This window comes from Dietzia sp. NPDC055343, assembly GCF_053645265.1.
Window position 1 is genome coordinate 1 of record NZ_JBSHMJ010000145.1, and the last position, 1,567, is coordinate 1,567.

At 70.0% G+C, this 1,567-nt stretch carries 2 protein-coding genes; one reads left to right on the top strand and one right to left on the bottom strand.

The features are described from left to right. Positions 1-281 precede the first annotated feature (281 nt). On the top strand, positions 282-734 hold the full coding sequence (locus ACWIE7_RS19215; RefSeq protein WP_454070340.1) for a hypothetical protein: 453 nt from the start codon (positions 282-284) through the stop codon (positions 732-734). On the opposite strand, the gene ACWIE7_RS19220 is transcribed toward ACWIE7_RS19215, so the two are convergent. Further along, positions 731-1,567, bottom strand: an 837-nt coding sequence (locus ACWIE7_RS19220) for an MFS transporter (protein ID WP_454070341.1), incomplete at its 5' end; no start/stop codon positions are given. The two genes, ACWIE7_RS19215 and ACWIE7_RS19220, sit on opposite strands and share 4 nt — an antisense overlap.

Consider the following 1,567-nt stretch of genomic DNA (forward strand, 5'->3'; position numbering starts at 1 on the left):
AGGACGAGCGCGCCTACAACGACGTCCATCTCTGATCTGCCCGCGGGGTAGGTCGCGCGGGGCGCGGGCCGCAGAAAGCCGGCCGGGTGTGCCGCCCGCGCTGCCGGGCCGCGGGGTGCCGGCCGGGCCGGGTCTGCCGCTCGCGCTGTTGTCGCGTGGTCGCAAATCTTGCTGGCGCCAGGGCCTGTCCTGGGAGAATGTGAGCGGGTCAGACCACTCGGCGAAATTCGGTTCGCGCAAGTCGCGCAGTCCGGCCCGGCCCCGGTCGTATTCTTATCCGCGTGGCACACCCGATCATGTTCGACGCCGACGATCCGCTGCTCGCCCGGCTGCGGGGCATCTGCATGGAGTTCCCGGACGCCGCGGAGAAGATCTCCCACGGCCGGGTGGTCTGGTTCACGACCAAGGTGTTCGCGGTCTACGGCGGCAAGGTCAAGGGCGACCACGCCGATCCGTTGCTCGATCGGGCCCTGCTCGTCTGGCGCTGGACCAGGACGAGAGGTTCCACGTGCCCGCCTATTACGGCCCGGCCGGGTGGCTGGCCCTGCCGCTGGACGCAGGCGACGTGGACTGGGATGAGGTGGCCGAGCTGGTCGAGTCCTCGTACCGCCAGACGGCGGGCGTCCGCCGGGTGGCGCGGCTGGACGAATCCCGCTGAAGGGCCCGGCCGCCGCCCGACTTGCCGACCGACCCTGCAGGCCGGGGCCGGCCGGTCAGCCGGGGAACCGCACTAACCGGCGGCGATCTCGTGCGGCCGATAGCGCGGCAGCCGCGACGCCGGCAGGATCGCCAGCGCGCTGATCCCGGCGAGGATCAGCAGCCCCATCTTGAGGGCCCGCAGGCGCTCCTCCTCGTTGAGCTGCACCGCGTAGTCGATCTGCTCGGCGGTGGCGTCGGTCCGGGCCAGCACCTCGTCGAGGTCGTCGTTGGACACGAAGTTCACGCTGTCCAGGTCCACCTGCGCGATGAGCTCAGGCGGCAGCGCCGGGTGCTCGACCACGGCCCTGCCGATGCCGACACTGAGCAGCGCCACGAGCAGCGCGCCGACCACGGCCGTGCCGACCGCGGAGGCGAGGTTCTGGGTGCTGCCGCGGATCGAGCCCACGTCGCCGGCGAGCTCGGCCGGGGCGGAGGTGACGAGGACGTTGAACACGAGCGTCACGAGTGCACCCTGGCCGATACCGAACGCCACCAGCCCGATGATCGTGGGCAGCGTCTCCCAGTTGTTGTTCACCACGAACGACAGCCACACCAGCGCGGCGGTGGCCAGTGTGAATGCGGCGATCCCGATCGTGCGCGGGCTGAACCGCTTGTAGAAGCGCACGATCAACGTCGCGGTGATGAACACGGTGATGTTGAAGGGCATCATCGCCAGCGACGTCTCGAACGGGGTGCGTCCCTGCACCACCTGGATGTAGAGGGGCACGGTGAAGTTCAGGGCCGCCTCGAGCGCCACCACGATGAACATCGCGTACACGGCCGCACGTTCGCGCCCCGAACCGAGAACCGACAGGTCGACCAGCGGGACCTTGCCCTCGCGGATGCGGCGCCTCGTCCACAGGAAGAA